The sequence below is a fragment of the Streptomyces sp. NRRL S-350 genome (assembly GCF_000719705.1).
Classification (GTDB): Bacteria; Actinomycetota; Actinomycetes; order Streptomycetales; family Streptomycetaceae; genus Kitasatospora.
On record NZ_JOHO01000009.1, the window covers coordinates 124,861 to 148,091 of the forward strand.

The following is a 23,231-nucleotide window of genomic DNA, read 5'->3' on the forward strand; positions in this document are numbered from 1 at the left end:
ACCCTGGCGGGTGAGGGCCTGCGGTGTCCCGGCGTCAGCGCGACTGCTGGGCGGGCACGCCCATGGTGTCGTCGTTCGGCAGCGAGGCGGCGGCCACGGCCGCGCCCGTCAGCGTCGCCAGCATCTCGCGGACGTTGGTCAGCTGCGCGTTGATGCTGTCGCGGCGGTTGGTGAGCGCCGCCAGCTCGCGCTCGGATTCGCTGCGGATGCGGTCCGCCTTGGCGTTGGCGTCCGCCACGATGTCCTCGGACTGGCGCTGCGCCGTCTCGACGGTCTGGCGGGCGCGGCGCTCGGCGTCCGTGCGCAGCTTCTCGGCCTCCAGGCGCAGCTGCTCGGCCCGGTGCTCGATCTCGGCCAGGCGCTTCTCGGCCTTGGCCTGACGGGCGGCCAGGTCCCGCTCGGACTGCTCGCGGCGCTTGGCCAGGTTGGTCTCGAACTCCAGCGCGGCCTGGGCGGCCTTGGTGCGGGTCTCTTCGAAGAGGGCGTCCGCCTCCTCGCGCTTGTTCTGGGCGTCCTTGTTGGCCTCGGCCCGCAGCTGGGCCGCGTCGCTCTTGGCCTTGTCGACGATCCGCAGGCCCTCGTCCTCCGCCTTGGCCTTGCGGTCCTTGGCGTAGTTCTCGGCCTCGGTGCGCACCTGCTGGGCGGCGGCCTCGGCGAGCTCGCGGTGCTGCTCGGCGGCGCGGTGCGCCTCGTCGCGCAGGTCCTTGGCCTCCTCCTCGGCGAGCCGCAGGATCTTCTCGACCCGGGCGCCGAGACCGGCGTACGAGGGCTCCTGCTCGACGACCGCCGCCTGGGCGGTCTGGGTCTCCAGGTGGAGCTCCTCGATGCGCTTCTCCAGCGCGCTGATCCGGGTCAATGCACTGTCACGGTCGGCCACCAGCTTGGTGATCCGCTCGTCGACCTGGGCACGCTCGTACCCACGGCGCACCAGGTCGAAGCCGTGAGGGGAGTGACTGTCGCTCATGGGGTTCTGGGCTTCCTGTCGTCAAACCGCTGAGGTGGTTGAGGGAATCCTGACACGGTACCGGAGTGTCGACGGTGAAACGCCGTCGTCTCGCGGACAATGTCCGCTCAATCGGGTGGCGCGTTCTTGGAACGATTGCCACCCGACCGGGGGGAGCCGACTCCGGCACCGGCCTTGGCCCCCCCGTCCTTCTTGCTGCTGCTTCCCCCGTTGGCCTGGGCGACCGGTGACGGTGCCTCGAACGCCTCCAGCGCGGACAGCACGTCCTGCACCCTGGAGATCTCGGTGTTGATGTCCTTGCGGCGGCGCACCAGCTCGTCCAGCTCGCGCCGGCCCTCGTCGGTGACCCGCTTCGCCTCGGTCTTGGCCTCGGCGAGCAGCCGCTCCGCCTCCGCCCGCGCCAGCTCGACCTGCTCGTCCGCGGTCCGCTCCGCGTCCCGCAGGCGCTTCTCCGCCTCGGCGGCCGCCTTCTCCAGCCGCTCCTCGGCCTCGGCCTCGGACGACTGCAGCTTCGCCTCGGCCTTCCCGATGAGCGACTCGGCGCGCTCGGTGGAGTTGGCGAGCTTGGTCTCCGCCTCCTTCAGCAGGCCCTCGGCCTTGCGGACGGCCGACAGCCGGACCTTGCTGGCCTCGGCGGAGGCCTCCGAGGTGAGCTCGCTCGCGCGCTCCTCGGCGGCGGCGACCAGGGCCGCGGCGCGGTCCTCGGCCTCGGCGACGGTGGCGACCGCCTGCTCCTCGGCCTCGGTCAGCTGCTCCTGGGCGGCCGTCACCAGCGCGTCCACCCGCTCGCCGGCCGACTTCATGGCCGCCGCGTTCTCCTTGCGGGCACGCTCGTGCAGCGCCTCCACCTCGGCGTCGGTGCGCTCGCGCAGCTCCTCGGCGCGCTCGCGGATCGCGGTGGCGTCCCGGCGGGCCTCGGCGAGCAGTGCGTCCGCGTCGGAGCGGCCCTTCTCGACCGCGGCCTGACCGGCCGCCTCGCCGGCGGCGACCAGCCGGTCGGCCTCCTTGCGGGCGGCGGCGACCATCGCGTCGGCCTGCTCCTCGGCGGCGGCGGTGGTGGCCAGCGCGGTCGTCTGGGCGTCCTCGCCGAGCGACTCGGCGTCGGCGAAGGCCTTCTCCAGGACGGCCTTGGCGTGGTCGCGGGTGGCCTTGTCGAACTGCTCGGCGGCCTCCCGGGTCTGCGCGTCGTAGGCGTCGGCGCGGGCGTGGGTGGCGCTGTCGTACTCGTCGGCCAGGGTGCGGGTGGCCAGGGCGTACTCCTCGGCCTCGGCGTGCAGCGCGGCGGCCAGTTCCTCGGCTTCGGCCACCGTCCGGCCGGCCTGTGCCCGGGCCTCGGCGCGCAGCTGCTCGGCGGCCTCCTGCGCGGCGCGCAGCTCGGCCTCGGCGTCGGCGCGCACCCGGGCGTCGTACGCCTGGGCCTCGGCGCGCTGCCGGCCCAGCTCCGCCTCGACGGCCTCGCGCTCGGCGGCCAGTTCCAGCTCGGTGCGCTCGCGCAGCTCGGCGGCGTACCGGTCGGCGGCCGCGCGCTGCTCGGCGGTCTCGCGCTCGGCGACGGCCCGCAGGTCGGCGGTCTCGCGCTCGGCGAGCTCGCGGACCTCCGCCGCGTAGGCGTCGGCGGCCGCGCGCTGCTCGGCGGTCTCGCGCTCGGCCAGCGCGCGCAGCTCGGTGGTCTCGCGGTCGGCGAGGTCGCGCACCTCGGCGGCGGCCAGCTCGGCCGCCTCGCGGACCTCCTCGGCCTCCCGTTCGGCGGTGGCCCTGAGCGCGGCGATCTGCTCGGCGGCGGCCTCGTGCATGCCGGCCACCGACTGGCGGACCCCGGCGGCCTCCTCCTCGGCGGCGGCGACCAGCCCGGCGCCCTCGGCCTCGGCGGCGGCGATCAGCTCGGCACGGTCGGCCTTGGCCTGCTCCAGCTCGGCGGCGGCCTCGGCGCGGATGCCGTCGGCGGTGGCGCGGGCCTCGGACAGCTCGCGGCCGGCCTCGGCGCGGACGGTCTCGGCCTGCTCGTTGGCCAGTGCCAGCTCGGCGGCGGCCTTCTCCCTGGTGGCCTTGGCGTCCTTGGCGGACTCCGCCCGGCGCTGCTCGGCGGCGGCTTCGGCGCGCTCCAGGAGCTGGTCGGCGGCCTCGCGCTGCTCGGCGGCGTACGTCTCGGCGGCCTGGCGGAGCTCGGCGGTCTCGGCGGCGGTGCGCTCGGTGAGCTCGGCGGCGTGCTGCTCGGCGTCGGTGCGGACGCGGTCGGCGTAGGCCTCGGCGGCCTCCCGCTGCTCGGTGGTCTCGCGCTCGGCGACGGCCCGCAGCTCGGCGACGGCCTGCTCGGCTTCGGCCCGTACCCCGGCGGCGTAGCGGTCGGTGCGCTCGGTCAGTTCGGCGGCGTGCTGCTCGGCGTCGGTGCGGACGCGGTCGGCGTAGGCCTCGGCGGCCTCGCGCTGCTGGGTGGTCTCGCGCTGGGCGACGGCCCGCAGCTCGGCGGTCTCGGCGGCGGTGCGCTCGGTCAGTTCGGCGGCGGCCTGCTCGGCCTGCTCGCGGGCGGCCTGGGCGGCGGCCAGCTGCTCGGCGGTCTCCTCGCGTTCGCGAACCAGCCCGGCGGCGGCCTCCTCGCGCTCGCGCCGGCTCTCCTCGCGCAGGGCGTTCGCGGCGGCCTCGGCCTCGGCCCTGGTCCGGGCGGCCTCGGTGTCGGCCTCGGTGCGGACCCGCTCGGAGTCGGCCACCGCGGCATCCCGTACGGCCTTCGCGTCGGCCTGCGCCTCGGCGGCCAGGGCCTGCGCCGCAGCGTTCGCCTCGGCGCGCACCCGCTGGTCGAACTCCGTTGCCTCGCGCCGGAGTTCGGCGGTCTCCCGCTCGGCGGCGGCACGGTTCTCGGCGGCCGCGGCCTTGGCGGCGGAGAGCGCGTCCTGGCCCTGCTGCTCGGCGGTGGCGGTGATCTTCTCGGCCTCGGCGCGGGCCCGGGCCAGGGTCTGCTCGGCCCGCCCCTGGGTCTCGGCGGCCTGCTCCTGGGCCTGCTCGCGCAGCCGCTCGATCTCGCCGGCCGCACCCGCCCGCAGCTCGTCCGCGTCGGCCTTGGCCTTGGTGAGCAGTTCCTCGGCGTTCTTCGCCGACTCCTCGATCTGCACCACGGCCTGGCGGCGGGCCTCACCGCGGACCCGGTCGGCCTCGGCCGCGGCCTGGGCGCGCAGCTCCTCGGCCTCGGCGCGCAACCGGGCCGCCTCGTCCTGCATCTGCTCGATCCGCTCGCGGATCGCGGCGGCGTCGTCGAGGGCGGCGTTCTGGGCCTGCTCGACGGCGGCCTGCGCCTGCTCGCGCAGCCGCTGTGCCTCGGCGGCGGCCTCGGCGCGGATCCGCTCGGCCTCGGCGGCGGCCTCGCCGCGGGCGGCCTCGGCGTCCTGGTTGGCCCGTCCGAGCACCTCCTCGGCGGTCTTGGCAGCCTTGGCGAGGTGCACGGTGGCGTCCTTGGCGCCGGCCGCCCGGCCCTCCTCCTCGGCCTCGCTGCGCAGTCGCTGCGCCTCGGCCTCGGTCTGTGCCCGCAGCTCGGCGAGGTCCCGCTCGGCCCGGGCGCGCAGTTCGGCGATCGCCGCCTCGGCCTCGGCGCGCAGCTGGGCGGCGACCGACTCGGCGGTGGCCCGAAGCCGCTCGCTCTCCTCGGCGGCGGCGGCCTTGGCGGCGTCGGCCTCGGCCTGCTTGGTGGCCGCCGCGGTCCGTACGGCCTCGGCCTCGGCGCGGATCGCCTCGGCCTCCTTGGTGGCCTGCGCCACCATGCGGGCCACCTCGGCCCGGGCGGTCTGCGAGCGCTGCTCGTTGGCGGCCTCGCCGTCGGCGACCTTGCGTTCGGCGGCGGCCTCGGCGTCGGCCTGGAGCTGTTCGGCGGCCTGCTCGGCCTGGGCGCGCAGCTCGGCGGCCTCGCGACGGGTGCGTTCGGCCTCGGCGATCGCCTCGGCGCGCAGCCGCTCTATCTCGGCCTTGGCGGCGGCGAGCTGCTGCTCGGCCCGGGCCTGTTCGACGGCGGCCTGCTCCTTGAGCCGGCCGATCTCGGCGTGCGCGACGGTCAGCTGCTGTTCGGCGGCGACGTGGGCGGCGGCCAGCTCCTGCTGGGCCTGGCCGCGGGCGGCGTCCACGTCCGCGGCGGCCTGGGCGCCGGCCTGCTGGGCCTGCTGGGAGGCGGCGCGCAGCAGGCGCTCGGCGTCGCTCTGGGCGCGCTGGAGGGCGGCCTCGGCGGCGGCGTGGGCCTCGCCGCGGGCGGCGTCCACGTCGGCGGCGGTCTGGGCGCGGGCCTGGTCGGCGAGGGCGACGGCCTCCGCGCGGGCGGCGGCGACCATCCGCTCGGCCTCGACGCGGGCCTCCTGCAGCAGGCGCTGGGCCTCCTGCTCGGAGCCGGCCCGGGTCTGCTCGGCCCAGCCGTTGACGTGCTGCTCGGCGGCGCGGCGCAGCTCGGCGAGCTCGTCCTCCAGCTGGCGGCGGCGGGCGGCGAGCTCGGCCTCCAGGCGGGCGGTGCGCTCGGCGGCCTCGGCCATGATCCGCTGGGTGGCGGCCTGGGAGTCGCGCAGCTGGCGCTCGGCGTCGGCACGCAGCTGCTGGGCCTGCATCTCGGCGGTGCGGAGCATCTGCTCGGCCTGGCCGGAGACGGCGTCGAAGGCGCGCGGCTGGGCGAGCATGCGGCGGGACTCGTGCAGCTTCGCCCGCAGCACCTCCACCTGGTAGGCGAGGTCCTCGGCATGCTCGACTGCCTTGTCCCGCTCCTTCCGAGTCCGACCCATCTCGGCCTCGAACTGGGAGAGGTGATCGTCAACCTCGTAGCGGTCGTTGCCCCGCACTCCGCGGTCCCATCCATCTCCTGGTTGCGTCCTCGACCCGGCCGGTCCAGGACTCCCGTTCCCGGGCGCCGGTCCGACTGGTCCTTGCATCCGCGGTCGTCGGACGACTCCCGGCAAGCCGGGGCCGCCCGCCGCGGTCGTCGGAGTCCGGGGGTGCGGGAGCGCGGCGGTACCGCGTTCCCCCGTCCGGGTGGACTCCTGGGCGAACTCTTGCCTCGTGGAGAATGGTGACAGATCCGTCTAGCGACTGTTCAGCCGTGCCCGCGTACTGGACTCCCCTTGCGACGGGCCGACCACCGGCGGGCGGACGGGCCTGTCTTCGGCCGTGCCCGTCGCCTCCGTCCCCCGGAGTCTTCGCGCACTTGGGCATTGTAGTGGGAGCGCACTGCGGGGGAATGGCCGCAGGGGGGTTTTCCGGCTCTTCCGGCCAGGTTACTGACGGGTCATGACCGGCGGGGCCGCCGGACGCCGCCGGATGCCGCCGGGGCGGGCGGCATCCCGGGGGCGGTCCGGCAGGCGATCGGTGCTCGTCGGGGTGCCCGTCGTCGTGCTCGTCGGGGTGTTCGGCCGGCTGCTCGCCGGGCCCGCTCGTCAGGCCTGCCCGTCGTGGTCCTCACCGTGGGCGTTCTGCGCGGACGTGACCAGCTCGGTCAGGACGCCGCCGCAGTCCTTCGGGTGCAGGAAGGTGATCCGCGAGCCCATCGAGCCGATCCGCGGCTCGTCGTAGAGGACCCGGACGCCCTTGGACCGGACGGCCTCGGCGTCGCCGTCCACGTCGGCGGTGCCGAAGGCGATGTGGTGCACGCCCTCGCCGTTCTTCTCCAGCCACTTGGCGACGGTGGAGTCGGGCCGGGTGGGCTCCAGCAGCTGGAGGTAGGAGGCGCCGCCGTCGTCCGTCCCGTTGATCCTGAGCATGGCCTCGCGGACCCCCTGCTCCTCGTTGACCTCGGAGTGGAAGACCTCGAAGCCGTAGGTGGCGCGGTAGAACTCGACCGTCTTGTCCAGGTCGCGGCAGGCGATGCCGATGTGGTCGATACGGGTCAGCACGGCGACCTCCGGGGGTCGGGAGAAGGTGGCATCCAGTGCAGCGCATGGCCCGCGGCGGACGCCAGTGCCGGACGTGCGAGCCTGCTCACACGAGGACGGGTTCACCCGGACCGTGTCGGCACGGTGTTGACTGGAGGGTGCCAGTGCGCTCGATCACACCGTCGGTCCGGTGACGGGCGGGTTACAGGTCAGTACATTGAGCGGCATCCTCACCTGGCCACGACGTGCGAAGGGGCCCGTCCCATGACCAACACCACCTCTGTGATCGTTGCCGGTGCACGGACCCCGATGGGGCGCCTGCTCGGCTCCCTCAAGGGCTTCTCCGGTGCCGACCTCGGCGCCGCCGCCATCAAGGGCGCCCTGGAGCGGGCCGGCATCGCCGGCGACCAGGTCCAGTACGTGATCATGGGCCAGGTGCTGCAGGCCGGCGCCGGCCAGATCCCGGCCCGCCAGGCCGCCGTCAAGGCCGGCATCCCGATGAACGTGCCGGCGCTGACCGTCAACAAGGTCTGCCTCTCCGGGCTCGACGCCATCGCGCTGGCCGACCAGCTCATCCGGGCCGGCGAGTTCGACATCGTGGTGGCCGGCGGCCAGGAGTCGATGACCAACGCCCCGCACCTGCTGCCGAAGTCCCGCGAGGGCTACAAGTACGGCGCGGTCGAGCTGCTGGACGCGATGGCGTACGACGGTCTGACCGACGCCTACGAGAACATCCCGATGGGCGAGTCCACCGAGAAGCACAACGCCCGCCTGGGCATCCCGCGCGAGGTGCAGGACGAGATCGCCGCCGCCTCCCACCAGCGGGCCGCCAAGGCGCAGGCCGACGGCGTCTTCGACGCCGAGATCGTCCCGGTCGCCATCCCGCAGCGCAAGGGCGAGCCGGTCCTGTTCAGCCAGGACGAGGGCATCCGCGCGGACACCACCGTCGAGGGCCTGGCCAAGCTGCGCCCGGCCTTCACCAAGGACGGCACGATCACCGCCGGCACCTCCTCGCAGATCTCCGACGGCGCCGCCGCGGTGGTCGTGATGAGCAAGGCCAAGGCCGAGGAGCTCGGCCTGACCTGGATCGCCGAGATCGGCGCGCACGGCAACGTGGCCGGCCCGGACAACTCGCTGCAGTCGCAGCCGTCCAACGCGATCAGGCACGCGCTGGCCAAGGAGGGCCTGGAGGTCGCCGACCTCGACCTGATCGAGATCAACGAGGCGTTCGCCGCCGTCGCCTACCAGTCGATGAAGGACCTGGGCGTCTCCTCGGACATCGTCAACGTCAACGGCGGCGCGATCGCGCTCGGCCACCCGATCGGCATGTCCGGTGCCCGCGTGGTGCTGACCCTGGCGCTGGAGCTGCAGCGCCGCGGCGGCGGGATCGGCGCGGCCGCGCTGTGCGGCGGCGGGGGCCAGGGCGACGCGCTCATCGTGCGCGTCCCGAAGGCCTGATCGGCTGATCTGATCTTCGGGGCTGCGGACCGCCACAAGCGGTCCGCAGCCCCTTCGGCGTCCGCATCACGCTAGGAGCTCCCGATGATCGATGTCGCCACGCTGGTCGAGCAGGCCCGGGAGGGCCGACCGCGGGCCGTCGCCCGGCTGATCACACTGGTCGAGAACGCCGCCCCGCAGCTGCGGGAGGCGATGGCCGCGCTCGCGCCGCACACCGGCCAGGGCTACACGGTGGGACTGACCGGCTCGCCCGGGGTCGGCAAGTCCACCTCCACCTCGGCGCTGGTCTCCGCCTACCGGCGGCTCGGCAAGCGGGTCGGGGTGCTCGCCGTCGACCCGTCCTCGCCGTTCTCCGGCGGCGCACTGCTCGGAGACCGGGTCCGGATGCAGGACCACGCCACCGACCCCGAGGTGTTCATCCGCTCGATGGCCACCCGCGGGCACCTCGGCGGGCTCTCCTGGGCGGCTCCGCAGGCCCTGCGGGTGCTGGACGCGGCCGGCTGCGACGTGATCCTCGTCGAGACCGTCGGCGTCGGGCAGTCCGAGGTCGAGGTGGCCGCCCAGGCCGACACCACCGTGGTGCTGCTCGCCCCCGGCATGGGCGACGGCATCCAGGCCGCCAAGGCGGGGATCCTGGAGATCGGCGACGTCTTCGTCGTCAACAAGGCCGACCGGGACGGCGCCGACGCCACCGCGCGCGAACTCAACCACATGCTCGGCCTCGGCGAGGCCCGTGAGGCGGGGGACTGGCGCCCGCCGATCGTGAAGACCGTCGCCGCCCGCGGCGAAGGCGTGGACGAGGTGGTCGAGGCGCTGGAGAAGCACCGCGCCTGGCTGGAGGAGCACGGCGAACTCGCGGTGCGCCGCCGCCGCCGGGCGGCCGAGGAGATCGAGGCCATCGCCCTGGCCGAACTGCGCGCCCGGATCGGTGATCTCCGCGGGGACCGCCACCTCGCCGCCCTCGCGGAGCGCGTCGCCGCCGGCGAGCTCGACCCGTACGGCGCCGCCGACGAACTCGTCGCCGGCCTGACCACGGGCTGACGGCCCGCCCTTCCGGGAGGCGCGACGCGACGGCGGCCCCGGCCGGGCCTGGCCGGTGCCGCCGGAACCAGCGCTGACCGGTGCTCGCGCCGCCGCTTTGCCGCTCCGACCGCGGGAAGTCGGCCCGGCCGACTTCCCGCGGTCTTCTGCCTACGGCTTGCCCTTCTGCCTACGGCTTGCCCTTCTGCCTACGGCTTGCCCTTCTGCCTACGGCTTGCCGCGGAGGCCGCGGAGGTGTTCGGCGACGGGGGCGAGGGCCTCGTACATGGCGTCCAGCTGTTCCGGGGTGAAGCGGTCGATGAAGTGCGCCCGGACGCTGCGCACGTGGTCCGGGGCGACGCGCTGCATGGTCTCCCAGCCCTGCTCGGTGAGGTGGGCGTAGAGGCCTCGCCGGTCGCCGGGGCACTCCTGGCGGAGGACGAGGCCGGCGGTCTCCATGCGGGTGATCTGGTGGGAGAGCCGGCTCTTCGACTGGAGGGTGGCGGTCGCGAGGTCGGTCATCCGCATGCGGCGGTCGGGGGCCTCGGAGAGCACGACGAGGATCTCGTAGTCGTTGATCGCCAGGTTGTGGGGCTGGAGTTCGCGGCTGAGCTGGTAGTCCAGCAGCTTGGCGACCTCCAGATGGGCGCGCCACATCCGCTGCTCCCTGACGCTCAGCCAGGGGGTGTCCTCCTCCGGCTGCGACGGAGGGTTGTCCGCAGTGTCGATCGTGTGCGTATCCATGGGAGCCAGCATAGCGGATTTAGTTCAATCTTGTACAAGTTTACAGGCCGAAACGCCGACCGAGGTCGCCCAGGTTACCGAGGCCCGGCACGTTGGGGTTACCACCGCCGTGCCCGGCCGAACCCGGCTGGGGCGGCACTCCGCCGACCGGCACGCCGGCCTCCGCCCCGACCTGGCCGACCGACCGCTCGGCCATCAGCTTCTCGCTGGACTGCAGCAGCACCTGGCCGGCGCCGATGAACTCGAACTGGTGCTCCTCGCCGGAGGCGCCGCCGATGCCGGTCAACCGCCGCAGGCCGCCGATCAGTCCGTGCATGTAGTCGTGGTCGTAGTGGTGGCACGGCGCCGGGCAGTCCGCCCAGCCGACCAGCGCCTGCGGGTCCACCCGGATCGGCGGCTCGACGAAGTGCACCGGCCCGTTGGAGGCGGCGACGAAGCGGCCGGTGCCGAGCAGGGTCAGGAAGCCCGGGATGATCGACTGCTTGAGCCGCAGCGTCGGGTCGAAGGCCAGCAGGTTGCCCGACCGGACGGTCAGGTTGCCGTCCTCCAGGTCGTAGGAGTTGAGGTCGAAGGCCCGGTCGGCCAGCAGCAGCTTGCCGCGGCCCTCGGCGACCACCCAGTCCGACGCGTGCATCGGCGAGTTGAAGTGCTGCCCGAGCATCCGGTCGACCATCCCGGCGCCCACGCCCCTGAAGGTGATGTCGCCGTAGTACGCGACCATCTTGCCCTTCTGCAGGAAGTACGACCCGTTCAGCTCAACCGAGAAGGCGTACGGGTTGACGTTGTCGTTGACCGGCAGGCTGTACGCGTCGTGCACCACCGGGCCGGCGCCGCCCTGCGCGGTCGGCAGCGGGGCGATCGGGCCGCCGAACTGCTCCTGCGCGTACGGCTGCTGGGGCGGCGGCGGGGGCTGGTAGGCGGGCGGGGGCGGCGGATATCCCGGCTGCGCGCCGTGGTTCGGCGGAGGCGGCGGGGGGACGGCGAAGCCGGGCTGGGTCGGCTGGTCGTGCGGCGACCCGTACGGGGGCTGCGGCGGGTAGGACATCAGAGCTTCTCCTCGCTCGCCTGGACGTACACCGCACCCTGCCCGGACAGCTCCAGTTGGAAGCCCTCGCCCGAACCGCGGCCGATCATGTCGCGCCAGCCGATCGCGGTGGACAGCTTGTTGCGCACGTCGCCGCGGTGCGCCACGTACGCCTGCGGGTCGACGTGCACCGCCTGGCCGTGGACGATCGGCAGCTCGAAGACGCCGCCGTGGGCCATCACGGCGACCGACCCGTGGCCCTCCAGCTTGGTGGTGAACAGTCCCTGCCCGGTGACCTGGCCGCGGACCATGCCCATCACCCCGCCCTGCGAGCCCATGAACATGGTGGACTGCCGCAGCGTGCCCTCGAAGGCGAGCAGCCGGTCCGCCTCGACGTACAGCGTGTCGCCGACCAGGTCGATGACGTGGACGTGGTGGCCGCCGTGGCCGAACATCACCCGGCCCTGGCCCTCGACGGTCATCAGCGGGGTGTCCTCGTTGGCCACCCGGCGGCCGATCATGGACATCACGCCGCCCTGCCCGCCGGTGATGTTCGGCGTGAAGCGGACGTCGCCGCTGTACGCGAGCATCGCGCCGCGCTGGCTGAACAGCCGCTGCCCGGGCACCACCTGGGCCTCGACCATCTTGCCGTTGATCTTCGTGAAGGCCATCAGACGTCACCCCCGAAGGTGATCTTCTCGGAGGGCTGCACGTACACCAGGCCGTCGCCGGCGAACTCGACCTGGACGGCCTCGCCGCCGCCCTCGCCGATCACCGTGGTCCAGCCCGCGCCCGACTTCAGGCTGCGCTGCAGGCTGCCGGTGTGCGCCACGTAGGCGCCCGGGTCCACGCGCAGCGGCATGCTCTTGTCGACCCGCAGGATGACGGCCGGCCCGTTGGAGGTGAGGGCCGCCCAGCCGTGCCCCTCCACCTTGGTGGTGAAGAGGCCGTTGCCGGAGGACATGCCGTTCAGGCCGGTGAAGCTGGTGCCGGTGTGCAGGCCGGCCTCGGTGCAGAGCAGGTTGTCCGCCTCGACGTAGAGCGTCTCGCCGTTCAGCCTGACCAGGCTGATCTCGGCGGCCTTGTCGGCGAAGTAGCAGGTGCCCTGGCCCTTCACCTCCATGACGGTCATCTTCTCGCCGGTCAGCCGGCGGGCGACCATGCCGCGCAGGCCGTCGCCGCCGCCGGTGAGTTTCTTGAAGGTCATCTGCCCGGTGTAGGCGACCATGGAGCCGTGTCTGGCCTTGACGGCGTCCCCGGCCAACTCGACGGCGAGCACCCGCGATCCCTGGAGTCTGAACTGAGCCACGGCCGCAATCTAGCCGCTGCGGCCGTGGCTCGGGGAGGGTGCGGGGCCCGACTGGTACCGGGCTGGGACAAAAAGCGCCGGTCAGGACCGGGCGTGCGCCCCGTGCCCGGGGTGCGGGACGGCGCCGGCGGCCTGCTCGACCTCCAGCAGCGAGGCCGAGTGGCGCTCCGCCTCGAAGGCCACCACGCCGCCGCGCAGCCCGAACAGGCGCTTGGACAGCATGATCCACAGGACCGCCGCGATGTTCAGCAGCAGGGTGCAGACCTTCACCGCGCTGACGTGGTGGCTCAGCTCGTAGCCCTCCAGCGGCAGGAAGGCCGCGGTGGCGACCACCGTCAGGTACTCGGCCCAGCGCTTGTTGAGCCAGAGGCCGACGGCCTCGACGATCTCGATCAGGGCGTAGGCCAGCAGGGCGCCCGCGACGATCAGCAGGGTGCTCTTCTTGGCGTCGAAGGTCTTGCGGATCGTCTCGACGATCGGGGCGTGGTCGAGGTCCCAGTGGAAGTGGTCGGTGACCGGCTTGAAGACCGTCAGGTTCTCGTCGAAGACCCGGTGCACCGCGTCCTGGCTGTTGGAGAACTTCCACACGGCCCAGGCCATCACGATGATCAGCAGTCCGCGCAGGACCCGCTCGACGGCCAGGAAGCGCAGGATGAACAGGTCCCGCAGGGCCTTGCCGCGCGGCACCAGCGGCGCGTCCCCGGCCGGGCCGGAGCCGTGCGGGGCGCCCAGGGCGAAGTCGCCGCAGCGCAGGCACCGCCAGGCGTCGCCGAGGGCGGTGGCGGCGTGCAGCCGGGCGGCCAGTTCGGGCTCGGCCGGCGCGTAGGTGGTGTGGCCGCGCTTGGCGCAGGTCCTGCGGTCCCAGTCCCGCTTGAACATGTGGTGGCTACCCCCGTGTGCGTTGCGTGGGCGCCCGGGTCGGTGGGCGCGCGGGCAGCAGGATAGGGGTTCCCGGGGGCGGGTGGTGGCATGCGGTGGCGTACGGCCGCGTTCTGGCGCACAGCTGTGACAAGCGGAACTGCCCCCGGAGGCGGGGCGGGCAGTGTGAGATCGGGCACGGTGCCCACCCCCGGCCGGGGGCTCGGACAGGTGCTCGGTGATAATGGCCGGAAGGCTTGTGAGTCGCTTCACAAGCGCGTCCGTGCCTTCGACCCCCGTATTGAGGTACCCAACGTGAACAGCAGCGCCGTCCACCGCCTGCGCCTGGTCTCCGGCCCCGAAGGGGTCTCGTTCATCCTGCTGCTGATCTGCTCGGTGCTGAAGCGGACCACCTCCTTCGACGCCGTCCCGGTGATGGGCATGGTCCACGGGATCCTGTTCATCCTGTACGTGGCCTTCTGGATCATGGCCTGGCAGACGCAGAAGTGGGACGCCAAGCGCGGCATCCTGCTGTTCGTGCTCTCGGTGCTGCCCACCGGCGGCTTCTTCGCCGAGCGGATGCTGGCGCGCGAGGAGCGCGGCGAGTGGGAGCCCGCCGTCGCCGGACCCTCGCCCGTCGCCTGACCCCCGCCGTCGCCTGACCCCCACCCGGGCGTGGCCCGGTCCCGTCGCGGACGGCCGACAGGCTGCCGCGGCCCCCTCTTCCGAGGGGCCGCGGCAGCCTGTCGCCGTTTCCTGCCGGGGTGGCTCGCGCCGGGGCGGCTAGTTGACGTTCACGCCGCTCCAGGCCGCCGCGACCGTCCGGTACTCGGTGCTGGTCGCGCCGTACAGGTCGGTGGCGGCCTTCAGGGTCGCCGCGCGGGCGGCCTTGTAGTTGGTGGTGGAGGTCATGTAGACGGTCAGCGCGCGGTACCAGATCGCCGCCGCCTTGGCGCGGCCGATGCCCGTCACCGTGGAGCCGTTGGAGGTCGGGCTGTTGTAGCTGACGCCGTTGATCACCTTGGCGCCGCTGCCCTCGGCGAGCAGGTAGAAGAAGTGGTTGGCGACGCCGGAGGAGTAGTGGACGTCCTTGTTCCCGACGGTGGAGGACCAGTTGTCGGCCGAGGCGCCGTCCTTGGAGGGCTTGTCCATGTAGCGCAGCGGGGTGCCGTTGCCGTTGATGTTGAGCTTCTCGCCGATCAGGTAGTCCGGCGGGTCGGCGGGCAGGTTGGCGTACCACTCGACCATGGTGCCGAAGATGTCCGAGGTGGCCTCGTTGAGGCCGCCGGACTCGCCGGAGTAGATGAGCCCGGCGGTGGCGGAGGTGACGCCGTGGCTCATCTCGTGGCCGGAGACGTCGATGGCGGTCAGCGGGTGGGTGTTGCCGGAGCCGTCGCCGTACGTCATGCAGAAGCAGGAGTCGTCCCAGAACGCGTTCACGTAGCCGGTGCTGTAGTGGACGCGGCTGGAGGCGCCGACGCCGTTGTTCTTGATGCCGTTGCGGCCGAAGGTGTTCTTGTAGAAGTCCCAGGTGGCGGCGGCGCCGTACTGGGCGTCCACGGCGGCGGACTCGCGGTTGGAGGGCAGGCCGTTGCCGAACGAATTGGTGGTGTTGGCGAACAGCGTGCCGCTGCCCGAGGTGCCGCCCTTGAGGTCGGTGGTGGACTGGTTGCCCCGGCTGGCGTCCTTGAGCTGGTAGGACGAGCCGCTCTGGGTCGTGGTCAGGGTGACGGTGCCGACGTTGACGCCCTTGCCGGTGCCGGTCGCGGTCTGCACCTGCTCCTGGCTGGAGAGCACCTGGCCGGTGGCGGCGTCGGTGACGACCTCCTGGCGGCTCGGGGTGCCGTCCGCGCGCTCGCCGCGGACGACCGTGCGGTGGGCCAGGCGCGGGGTGCCGTCGGCGGCCCAGACCACCAGCTGGGGCGCGTCGGTGCCGTCGACCCGGGCGAGGGCCGCCTCGTCCTCGTCGGCGGCGGCGCCGACCGTCGCCCGCACCGCGGCGGTGGCCCGCTCGGCGGCCTGGGGCGCGGCCAGGTCCGGGGTCAGGGTGGGCACGGACAGCCGGCCCGCGAAGGCCCGGTCGACCGAGCCGACCGAGCCGTCGGCCTTCTGGTGGACGACCAGGTCGCCGCCGATCACCGGCAGCCCGGCGTAGGTCCGCTCGTACCGGAGGTGGCGGGTGCCGTCCCGGTCCACCACCACGTCCTTGGGCACGAGCTTCTCCTGGCCGCCGAGGGCCAGGGCCTGGGCGACCGGGGCGCTCTGCCCGGCGGCCAGCGCGAGCAGCGCGGACTGCTGCTGCTCCGGTGCGGGGGCGGCGGCCTGGGCGGGGGCGGCGGCGATCTGGATGACGCCGGCGAGCAGGGCGGTGGCGGAGAGTACGGCTCCGACAGTCAGCTTTCGCTTCACGGACGGGGGTTCCTTCCACGAGACCCGCGGGTGCGTGCGGGTGCGCCGTCTACCGGGGCGCCGGGGTTGACGCCGTGGGGCGGTAGGGCGCGGACGTGCTGCTCCCGTGCGGTTCCTGACGCTCCGCCGGTCGGGGTGGGGGTGGCGGAGGTCGGACGGGGCTTGGTCAGAAGCATGACAATCCCCGGCAGGAATGGACAGGCCGCCTCCCGTGATTGGCCGGGAATCGCCAAGCGGCGTTACGGATGGGTCGGTCGGAGCTTGCTGTCCGGTTTCGGCGGTTCGTCCCCGCTGGCGGGAGCCCGCCAGCCGGGCGGCCTTGACGGCCCGGCACGGCGGACGCCCGGGGCCTGCCCTCCGACAGGGCCCCGGGCGTCCGATCCGCTTGCTCCGTGGGTCAGTTGACGTTGACGGCGCTCCAAGTCGCGGCGACCGCGTTGTACTCGGCGCCGTTCGCGCCGTACAGGTCGGAGGCGGCCTTCAGGGTCGCCGCGCGGGCGCCCGCGTAGTCGGTGGTCGAGGTCATGTAGGTGGTCAGCGCCTTGTACCAGACCTGTGCGGCCTTGTCCCGGCCGATGCCGGCGAGGGTGGAGCCGTTGGCGGTCGGGCTGTTGTAGCTGACGCCGTTTATGGTCTTGGCGCCGCTGCCCTCGGCGAGCAGGTAGAAGAAGTGGTTGGCCACGCCGGAGGAGTAGTGCACGTCCAGGTCGCCGACCGAGGGGGACCAGTAGTCCGCCGAGGACCCGTCCTTGGACGGCTGGTCCATGTAGCGCAGCGGCTTGCCGTCGCCGTTGATGTTGATCAGCTCGCCGATCAGGTAGTCCGGCTTGTCGGCGGCCAGGTTGGCGTAGAACTCGACCATGGTGCCGAAGATGTCCGAGGTGGCCTCGTTGAGGCCGCCGGACTCGCCCGAGTAGTTCAGGCCGGCGGTGGCGGAGGTGACGCCGTGGCTCATCTCGTGGCCGGCCACGTCCAGTTCGGTCAGCGGGTGGGTGTTGCTGGTGCCGTCGCCGTAGGTCATGCAGAAGCAGGAGTCGTCCCAGAACGCGTTGACGTAGTTGCGCCCGTAGTGGACCCGGCTCGCCGCGCCGACGCCGTTGTTCTTGATGCCGCTGCGGCCGAAGGTGTTCTTGTAGAAGTCCCAGGTGGCGGCGGCGCCGTACTGGGCGTCCACGGCGGCGGACTCCGCGTTGGAGGCCAGGCCGTTGCCGAAGCTGTCGGTGGAGTTGGCGACCAGGGTGCCGGAGCCGGAGGTCTTGCTCTTCAGCGTGTAGGTGGCCTGGCCGCCGCGGCTCGCGTCCTTCAGCGAGTAGGTCGTGCCGCTCTGGGTGGTGGTCAGCGGGACGGTGCCGACGAAGACGCCCTTGCCGGTGCCGGCGGCGGTCTGCACCTCCTCGTGGGTGGAGAGCACCTGGCCGCTCGCCGCGTCGGTGACCAGCAGCTGGCGGCTCGGGGTGCCGTCGGCGCGCTCGCCCTCGACGGTGGTGCGGTACGCCAGGCGCGGGCTGCCGTCGGTGGCCCAGACCACCAGCTCGGCCGTGCCGGTCTGGTGCACCGCCGTCAGCGGGGCCTCGTCCTTGTCGACGGTGACGCCGACGGTGGACTGCACGGCGCCGGTGGCCTGGGCGGCGGCCTTGTCGGCGGGGATCTGCGGGGTGAGGCTCGGCAGGGCGATCGTCGCACCGGTGGCCTTGTCCACGGAGGTGGTCGAGCCGTCCGCCTTCTGGTGCACCACGAGGTCGCCGCCCAGGACCGGGAGCCCGGCGAAGGTGCGCTCGTAGCGGAAGTGGCGGGTGCCGTCGGCGTCCACCAGGGCGTCCTTGGCCACCAGCTGCTCCTGGCCGCCCAGGGCCAGGGCGTGCGCGACCTTGGCCGCCTGGCTGTTGGCCAGGGCGATCAGGTCGGCGGCCCGGGAGTGCGGGGCCGGGTCCGCGACGGCCGCGGTGCTGACCTGGACGACGCCCGTGAGCAGGGCGGTGGCGGAGAGTACGGCGACTGCGGCGAGCTTTCGCTTCACGGACGAGTCCCTTCGGGAAACCGCGTGTGGGCGCGGTCGCACCTCGTCCCGGGGGCCGGGGTCGGCACCTGAGGGGCAGGACGGGTGCTGGCGTGCAGGGCCCCGGGCGGTCGAGCGGCTGGCCACCGGTGGGTGGGGGTGGTGGCTACCGAACGGGGTTGGCGGAAAGCATGACAATCGAGCAAATCAAATGACAGGTCTTGCTCATGAATTGGCCAAGTCCCGCCAGATCGAAGGATTGTGAACGGACCGACAAATGGGATGGATCACCCCGCCCGGCCGGGAGTCGCCGACCGAACCGAGGCCTGTCGGAGCGGGATTGGCGCGGTCGGGCATCCGATCCCGTTGCCCCGCGCGGCTGTTGCGCCGCGTTCACACCGGTGCAATGTCCTGGTATGGACCTGGCCGTCCGGTTGGCGGGTTCCCGCCACGTGTCCCGCTTGTCCACCATCAGGACGACTGGTAACAACCGTCACGTCCGCCGGTACGGTTGGGAGGTGGCCAAGCCCCTCGCTCTCGACTTCGACCCGATCGCCCGCGCCGACGAGCTGTGGACCCGCCGCTGGGGTGGAGTCCCCTCGATGGCGGCGATCACCTCGATCATGCGCGCCCACCAGATCCTGCTCTCCCGCGTGGACGCGGTGCTCAAGCCCTACGGGCTGACCTTCGCCCGCTACGAGGCCCTGGTGCTGCTGACCTTCAGTCGGACGGGAGAGCTCTCGCTCTCCAAGATCGGCGAGCGGCTCATGGTCCACCCGACCAGCGTGACCAACACCGTCGACCGCCTGGAGCGGGCCGGCCTGGTCGCCCGCCGCCCCAACCCGCTGGACGGCCGCGGCGTGCTGGCCGCGATCACCGGGCGCGGCCGCGAGGTGGTCGAGGAGGCCACCCGGGAGCTGATGGCGATGGACTTCGGGCTGGAGGAGTACGGCCCCGAGCAGTGCCGCGAGGTGTTCGAGCTGCTGAAGCCGCTGCGGATCGCGGCCGGCGACTTCTCGGAGCCGGAGGAGGGGGCTGCGCGGGCGCGGCCGTGAGGGCGGCTACCCTCGTGGGAGCGGTGCGCGGATCCGGGCGTACCGGCCGAAACTGCCGAGCGAGGCGAGGAACAGTATGAAGGCGACCCCCCTGCTGGGCTGGTACCGGGCCCTGGCCATTGCGACCGGTGTGGCGCTGCTGGTGTTCTGCGGCTTCATGGTCGCGAAGTACGGCTTCGGCGCGGCCGAGGACCTGACCACCTACGTCGCGATGCTGCACGGCTACCTCTACATCGGGTACTTCGTCGTGACCTTCCTGCTCGGGCAGAAGCTGAAGTGGCCGCTCGGCCGGCTGGTGCTGACACTGGCGGCGGGCTGCATCCCGTTCCTCTCCTTCGTCTTCGAGCGCAGGGTGGCCCGCGAGGCCGCCGAGAAGCTGCCGGCGGGCACCGGTGCCCGCCAGCCGGCCGGCGTCTGAGCCGCCCGGGCCGCACGAGGCGACCGGCCGCACCGGACCGCCGGGCCGCGTGAGGGCCCCTTCCCCGCGGGGAGGGGGCCCTCGGCGCTTTCCCGGCGCGCCCGCCGCGCCGTCCATCGACAAGTACTAGGACGTCCGAGTAAATTGTTAGGACGTCCTAACAGTTGTGCCGCCCCCTCGCCGTGGCGGCCGTACGGAGCGGAGTTCGGGCCATGGACGCCGAGGAGATCGAGCGCGGACGGCAGCGCTGGCAGCAGCGGTACGACAAGGCCCGCAAGCGGGACGCGGACTTCGCCACCCTGTCCGGTGACGAGGTCGAGCCGGTCTACGGCCCGCCCGCCGGGCAGGCCCACGAGGGCTTCGAGCGGATCGGCTGGCCCGGGGAGTACCCGTACACCCGCGGCCTGCACCCGACCGGCTACCGCGGCCGCACCTGGACCATCCGCCAGTTCGCCGGCTTCGGCAACGCCCAGCAGACCAACGAGCGCTACCGGATGATCCTGGACGCGGGCGGCGGCGGCCTCTCGGTCGCCTTCGACATGCCCACCCTGATGGGCTACGACTCCGACGACCCCAAGTCGCTCGGCGAGGTCGGCCACTGCGGCGTGGCCATCGACTCCGCCGCCGACATGGAGGTGCTGTTCCGGGGCATCCCGCTCGGCGAGGTCACCACCTCGATGACGATCAGCGGCCCGGCCGTCCCGATCTTCTGCATGTACCTCGTCGCCGCCGAGCGCCAGGGCGTCGACCCCGCGGTGCTCAACGGCACGCTGCAGACGGACATCTTCAAGGAGTACATCGCGCAGAAGGAGTGGCTGTTCGCGCCCGAGCCGCACCTGCGCCTGATCGGCGACCTGATGGCCTACTGCGCGGAGGGCATCCCCGCGTACAAGCCGCTGTCCGTCTCCGGCTACCACATCCGCGAGGCCGGGGCGACGGCCGCGCAGGAGCTGGCGTACACCCTCGCGGACGGCTTCGGCTACGTCGAGCTGGGCCTGTCCCGGGGCCTGGACGTGGACGTGTTCGCGCCCGGCCTGTCCTTCTTCTTCGACGCGCACCTGGACTTCTTCGAGGAGATCGCCAAGTTCCGGGCCGCGCGCCGGATCTGGGCCCGCTGGATGCGCGACCGCTTCGGCGCCAAGACGGACAAGGCGCAGTGGCTGCGCTTCCACACCCAGACGGCGGGCGTCTCGCTCACCGCGCAGCAGCCCTACAACAACGTGGTCCGCACCGCCGTCGAGGCGCTGGCCGCGGTGCTCGGCGGCACCAACTCGCTGCACACGAACGCCCTGGACGAGACCCTGGCGCTGCCGTCCGAGCAGGCCGCCGAGATCGCCCTGCGCACCCAGCAGGTGCTGATGGAGGAGACCGGTGTCGCCAACGTGGCGGACCCGCTGGGCGGTTCCTGGTACGTCGAGGCGCTGACCGACCGGATCGAGGAGCAGGCCGAGGCGATCTTCCAGCGGATCCTCGACAAGGGCCGCGAGGACCACGAGATCGGCCCGATCACCTCCGGGATCCTGCGCGGCATCGAGGAGGGCTGGTTCACCGGCGAGATCGCCGAGGCGGCCTTCCAGTACCAGCAGTCGGTGGAGAAGGGCGACAAGCGCGTGGTCGGCGTCAACTGCCACCCGGGCAGCGTCACCAAGGAGTTGGAGATCCTGCGGGTCAGCCACGAGGTCGAGCGCGAGCAGGTGCGCGTGCTGGGCGAGCGCAAGGCGGCGCGGGACGAGGCGGCCGTCCGGGCCGGGCTGGACGCCATGCTGGCGGCCGCGCGCTCGGGCGAATCGATGATCCCGCCGATGCTCGACGCGGTGCGGGCCGAGGCGACGCTGGGCGAGATCTGCAACGCGCTGCGGCAGGAGTGGGGGACGTACCAGGAGAACGCGGCGTTCTGACCGCGTCCGACCGCGTGCCGAGCGCGGTGGCGGCCGCCCGTACGGACCCCCGTGCGGGCGGCCGCGGCGTGCCCGGCGGCGTCAGCAGGTGGTGAGGGGGCCGAGCAGCAGGTCGGTGAAGCGGCGGGTCCATGCCGGGGTGATCGGCTCGCCGCTGACCAGGACGCGGTGTTCGACGGTGCCCGCGATGGTGTCGAAGATGATGTCGACCTCCTCGCGGGCCGTTTCGGCGTCGGTGTCCGCCTCCAGCTCGCCGCGGGCCTGGGCGGCGGCCCGGCCCTGGCGGACCAGGTGCTTCTGGGGGTCGACGATGGCCTCGCGGATCCGGCGGTGCAGTTGCCGGTCGCGGGTGCCCTCGGCGAACAGCGCGAGCAGCGCGGCCTGGGTCTCGGGGCGGGCCAGCAGGTCGGCGAACTGGGCCACCACGGCCTCGATGTCGGCCCGCAGGCTGCCGAGGTCGGGCATCACGAGGTCGTCGAAGAGGCTGGCGACGGCGTCGACCACGAGTTCGTTCTTGGAGGGCCAGCGGCGGTAGAGGGTGGTCTTGGCGACGCCGGCGCGGCTCGCCACGTGGCCCATGGTCAGTCCGCCCCAGCCGAGTTCGGCGAGGGCTTCGCGGGTGGCGTCGAGGATCGCGCGGTCGGCGGCGGCGCTGCGCGGGCGGCCCTTGGCGCGGACGGCGCCGGCGGCTTCGGGGGCGGTGCCGGCCGGGGCCGGTCTCGCGGGGGGCTGGGCGGCCGGCACCGGGCCTCCTTGCGCTTTACTGGGGAGTAACTTGAGTGGGGCTGGTAACGGTAGCGACTGTTCGCCGTTTCGGGCAGCCGGGCCCCCCGGGAAAGTGGGGCAGGTCACGTCGCCGAACCGCCGGTGGGGCTTGCGGCCGGGCCACCGGCTCCAGTTACGCTACGACTCGTAGCGAAAGCAGTGACAACCAGGTGCCGCATCCCGTGGGACGGGGGCGGCACGGGCGCGGGTGGGGCTCCGCGCCGAACGGTCCAGGCTACCGGGGGAAGGGCGCGACGCCCGGGAACCGGCGCCGCGCGGTGAGCGCGGAGCGACTTTCCCGGGGATGGCGCCCGCGAGCAGTGCGTTCGGGGGAGGATGGTGCCATGCAGCCACGGAATTCGCGTCTCAACAGCTCCGCCCTGCGCGGTGCGGTCGACCTCGCCGCAGTGAAGGCGGCCGGGGAGGCCGCCCAGAAGGCCGAGCAGGCCCGGGCCGAGCGGGCCCGTCAGGCGGCCGCCGCCGAAGCGGACGGGTCCGCCGTCCCCCAGTCCGCCTACCAGCTCGTCCTCGACGTCACCGAGGACACCTTCGAGGCCGAGGTCGTCCAGCGCTCCTCCGAGGTGCCGGTCGTCATCGACTTCTGGGCCGAGTGGTGCGGGCCCTGCAAGCAGCTCAGCCCGATCCTGGAGAGCCTGGCCGAGGAGTACGCCGGCCGCTTCGTGCTCGCCAAGATCGACGTGGACGCCAACCAACTGCTGGCCCAGCAGTTCGGCATCCAGGGCATCCCGGCCGTGATGGCCGTGGTGGCCGGCCAGCTGGTGCCGCTGTTCCAGGGCGCGGAGAGCGCGGCCAACGTCCGCAAGGTGCTGGACCAGCTCATCCTGGTCGCCGAGCAGCGCTTCGGCGTGGGCGGCGTGGCCGGTGCCGGCGCGGCCGCCCCGGGCGGGGCCCCGGCCGCCGCACCGGAGCGGCCCGAGGACCCGGCGCTGGCCGCCGCGCACGACGCGCTGGACGCCGGTGACCTCGGCGGAGCCATCCAGGCGTACCGGAACGTGCTGGCCGACGACCCGGGCAACACCGAGGCCCGGCTGGGCCTGGCCCAGGCCGAGCTGCTGCGGCGCATCGAGGGCCTGGACCTGCAGGCCGTCCGGGCGGCGGCCGCGGCCGACCCGAAGAACGTCGAGGTCCAGCTCCAGGCGGCCGACCTGGACCTGGTCGGCGGTCACGTCGAGGACGCGTTCGGGCGTCTGGTGGCCACCGTCGGGCGGACGGCCGGCGGGGACCGGGACACCGCCCGGCTGCGCCTGCTGGAGCTGTTCGAGGTGATCGGCCCCGAGGACCCGCGGGTCGTCGCGGCCCGTACGGCGCTGGCGCGCGTGCTGTTCTGAGCCCGGTCGCGGGCCGTCGGCTGGCACGGCGGATGACCTGCGGTGTCGCCGGGTGATTTGGCGACAATCCGGTCAACCGGACAGAGGTTTACCAAATCTTGATTTCACCCGTGGGTGGTCACTACGCGTGACCACC

18 protein-coding genes are annotated in these 23,231 nt (G+C 73.2%); 7 read left to right on the forward strand and 11 right to left on the reverse strand.

The window, feature by feature from the left end; genetic code table 11:
• Positions 1 to 34 precede the first annotated feature (34 nt).
• From IF30_RS0111585 to mce, 3 genes are all read right to left on the reverse strand, one after another.
• On the reverse strand, positions 35 to 964 hold the full coding sequence (locus tag IF30_RS0111585; RefSeq protein WP_030057505.1) for a cellulose-binding protein: 930 nt from the start codon (positions 962 to 964) through the stop codon (positions 35 to 37).
• A gap of 107 nt (positions 965 to 1,071) precedes the next feature.
• Positions 1,072 to 5,766, reverse strand: a complete 4,695-nt coding sequence (locus IF30_RS41310; protein ID WP_037899685.1) for a hypothetical protein — start codon at positions 5,764 to 5,766, stop codon at positions 1,072 to 1,074.
• A gap of 591 nt (positions 5,767 to 6,357) precedes the next feature.
• Complete coding sequence (gene mce, locus IF30_RS0111600) at positions 6,358 to 6,813, reverse strand: methylmalonyl-CoA epimerase (RefSeq protein ID WP_030235854.1); 456 nt, start codon at positions 6,811 to 6,813, stop codon at positions 6,358 to 6,360.
• A gap of 243 nt (positions 6,814 to 7,056) precedes the next feature.
• Here mce and IF30_RS0111605 point away from each other — a divergent pair, with 243 nt between their 5' ends.
• Both IF30_RS0111605 and meaB read left to right on the forward strand, forming a co-directional pair.
• On the forward strand, positions 7,057 to 8,250 hold the full coding sequence (locus IF30_RS0111605) for an acetyl-CoA C-acetyltransferase (RefSeq protein WP_030235856.1): 1,194 nt from the start codon (positions 7,057 to 7,059) through the stop codon (positions 8,248 to 8,250).
• Positions 8,251 to 8,334: 84 nt separating this feature from the next.
• Positions 8,335 to 9,291, forward strand: coding sequence for a methylmalonyl Co-A mutase-associated GTPase MeaB (meaB, locus tag IF30_RS0111610; protein ID WP_030235858.1), 957 nt, complete (start codon positions 8,335 to 8,337; stop codon positions 9,289 to 9,291).
• Between the two features lie 207 nt (positions 9,292 to 9,498).
• Here meaB and IF30_RS0111615 read toward each other — a convergent pair whose 3' ends face one another.
• The 5 genes from IF30_RS0111615 to IF30_RS0111635 form a co-directional block, all read right to left on the reverse strand.
• Positions 9,499 to 10,014: a MarR family winged helix-turn-helix transcriptional regulator gene (locus tag IF30_RS0111615; RefSeq protein WP_078891327.1), complete on the reverse strand. Its 516-nt coding sequence runs from the start codon at positions 10,012 to 10,014 to the stop codon at positions 9,499 to 9,501.
• Between the two features lie 40 nt (positions 10,015 to 10,054).
• Entirely contained in the window at positions 10,055 to 10,864 is an 810-nt protein-coding gene (locus IF30_RS0111620) for an AIM24 family protein (RefSeq protein ID WP_030235861.1), read from the reverse strand.
• 194 nt (positions 10,865 to 11,058) lie between these two features.
• Positions 11,059 to 11,709 carry an AIM24 family protein gene (locus IF30_RS0111625; RefSeq protein ID WP_030235863.1) on the reverse strand — a complete coding sequence of 217 codons (651 nt, stop codon included), beginning with the start codon at positions 11,707 to 11,709 and terminating at the stop codon, positions 11,059 to 11,061.
• Complete coding sequence (locus tag IF30_RS0111630; protein WP_037899687.1) at positions 11,709 to 12,347, reverse strand: AIM24 family protein; 639 nt, start codon at positions 12,345 to 12,347, stop codon at positions 11,709 to 11,711. Before IF30_RS0111630 ends, IF30_RS0111625 begins: the two co-directional genes overlap by 1 nt.
• Positions 12,348 to 12,428: 81 nt before the next feature.
• On the reverse strand, positions 12,429 to 13,226 hold the full coding sequence (locus IF30_RS0111635) for a DUF2127 domain-containing protein (RefSeq protein ID WP_030235867.1): 798 nt from the start codon (positions 13,224 to 13,226) through the stop codon (positions 12,429 to 12,431).
• 294 nt (positions 13,227 to 13,520) lie between these two features.
• Between IF30_RS0111635 and IF30_RS49215 the strand changes: the two genes are divergently transcribed.
• On the forward strand, positions 13,521 to 13,850 hold the full coding sequence (locus IF30_RS49215) for a DUF3817 domain-containing protein (RefSeq protein WP_030235869.1): 330 nt from the start codon (positions 13,521 to 13,523) through the stop codon (positions 13,848 to 13,850).
• Between the two features lie 138 nt (positions 13,851 to 13,988).
• Here IF30_RS49215 and IF30_RS0111645 read toward each other — a convergent pair whose 3' ends face one another.
• Positions 13,989 to 15,614, reverse strand: coding sequence for a M4 family metallopeptidase (locus IF30_RS0111645; protein WP_030235874.1), 1,626 nt, complete (start codon positions 15,612 to 15,614; stop codon positions 13,989 to 13,991).
• A 397-nt stretch (positions 15,615 to 16,011) separates the two neighbouring features.
• Positions 16,012 to 17,631, reverse strand: a complete 1,620-nt coding sequence (locus tag IF30_RS0111650; RefSeq protein WP_030235876.1) for a M4 family metallopeptidase — start codon at positions 17,629 to 17,631, stop codon at positions 16,012 to 16,014.
• A gap of 497 nt (positions 17,632 to 18,128) precedes the next feature.
• On the opposite strand from IF30_RS0111650, the gene IF30_RS0111655 reads away from it, so the two are divergent.
• From IF30_RS0111655 to IF30_RS0111665, 3 genes are all read left to right on the forward strand, one after another.
• Entirely contained in the window at positions 18,129 to 18,665 is a 537-nt protein-coding gene (locus IF30_RS0111655) for a MarR family winged helix-turn-helix transcriptional regulator (protein ID WP_030235879.1), read from the forward strand.
• Positions 18,666 to 18,741: 76 nt separating this feature from the next.
• Entirely contained in the window at positions 18,742 to 19,083 is a 342-nt protein-coding gene (locus IF30_RS0111660; protein ID WP_030235881.1) for a DUF3817 domain-containing protein, read from the forward strand.
• 212 nt (positions 19,084 to 19,295) lie between these two features.
• On the forward strand, positions 19,296 to 20,981 hold the full coding sequence (locus tag IF30_RS0111665; RefSeq protein ID WP_030235884.1) for an acyl-CoA mutase large subunit family protein: 1,686 nt from the start codon (positions 19,296 to 19,298) through the stop codon (positions 20,979 to 20,981).
• 81 nt (positions 20,982 to 21,062) lie between these two features.
• Here IF30_RS0111665 and IF30_RS0111670 read toward each other — a convergent pair whose 3' ends face one another.
• Entirely contained in the window at positions 21,063 to 21,725 is a 663-nt protein-coding gene (locus tag IF30_RS0111670; protein WP_078891319.1) for a TetR/AcrR family transcriptional regulator, read from the reverse strand.
• A 365-nt stretch (positions 21,726 to 22,090) separates the two neighbouring features.
• Between IF30_RS0111670 and IF30_RS0111675 the strand changes: the two genes are divergently transcribed.
• Entirely contained in the window at positions 22,091 to 23,095 is a 1,005-nt protein-coding gene (locus IF30_RS0111675) for a tetratricopeptide repeat protein (protein ID WP_030235890.1), read from the forward strand.
• The last annotated feature ends 136 nt before the right edge of the window (positions 23,096 to 23,231 follow it).

Excerpts from the sequence above, each read along its gene's own strand:
- IF30_RS0111585 (WP_030057505.1), bottom strand. The coding sequence starts at position 964 with ATGAGCGACAGTCACTCCCCTCACGGCTTCGACCTGGTGCGCCGTGGG.
- IF30_RS0111605 (WP_030235856.1), top strand. The coding sequence starts at position 7,057 with ATGACCAACACCACCTCTGTGATCGTTGCCGGTGCACGGACCCCGATG.
- meaB (WP_030235858.1), top strand. The coding sequence starts at position 8,335 with ATGATCGATGTCGCCACGCTGGTCGAGCAGGCCCGGGAGGGCCGACCG.
- IF30_RS0111615 (WP_078891327.1), bottom strand. The coding sequence starts at position 10,014 with ATGGATACGCACACGATCGACACTGCGGACAACCCTCCGTCGCAGCCG.
- IF30_RS0111625 (WP_030235863.1), bottom strand. The coding sequence starts at position 11,709 with ATGGCCTTCACGAAGATCAACGGCAAGATGGTCGAGGCCCAGGTGGTG.
- IF30_RS0111635 (WP_030235867.1), bottom strand. The coding sequence starts at position 13,226 with ATGTTCAAGCGGGACTGGGACCGCAGGACCTGCGCCAAGCGCGGCCAC.
- IF30_RS0111660 (WP_030235881.1), top strand. The coding sequence starts at position 18,742 with ATGAAGGCGACCCCCCTGCTGGGCTGGTACCGGGCCCTGGCCATTGCG.
- IF30_RS0111665 (WP_030235884.1), top strand. The coding sequence starts at position 19,296 with ATGGACGCCGAGGAGATCGAGCGCGGACGGCAGCGCTGGCAGCAGCGG.
- IF30_RS0111675 (WP_030235890.1), top strand. The coding sequence starts at position 22,091 with ATGCAGCCACGGAATTCGCGTCTCAACAGCTCCGCCCTGCGCGGTGCG.